Raw genomic sequence first — 383 nt, 5'->3', positions numbered from 1 at the left:
TACCAATATAAACGGCTATCGGCGTATGTAGGATCGCCAAGGGTTCATCAATGATTCCGACCCCCATTAAAGCATTGTTGAGCAATCCATTGGTCTTAAGAATACCAATCCAAGCATAGATACGAATCAAAAATGACGTCCATGACGGCATGATCACGAGCATCAGTGCTAGATTTCTCGAATGTGGCGGCAGTTTAGCGATCGCATAGGCAATCGGGTAGCCAATTAAAAGACAGAGCAATGTCGAAACAAAAGCGATCTTAACCGAGCTGATATAGCCGCTTAGGTAAAGATCGTACTCATATAAGTCTATGTAATTAAATAGATTCAGGCTGATCGTATACACATCGTCAACAAAGCTCGTTAACGGCGTATAAGGAGGC

The 383-nt window shown here is 42.8% G+C and carries 1 pseudogene; it reads right to left on the bottom strand.

What is annotated here, in order from left to right:
- A pseudogene (locus A3751_RS22545) lies at window positions 1–383 on the bottom strand (putrescine ABC transporter permease PotH); the annotation flags it as partial.

The organism is Oleiphilus sp. HI0080 (assembly GCF_001635135.1).
The sequence above is the reverse complement of the archived record's forward strand: the minus strand, read 5'-3'. Positions and strand labels throughout refer to the sequence as shown.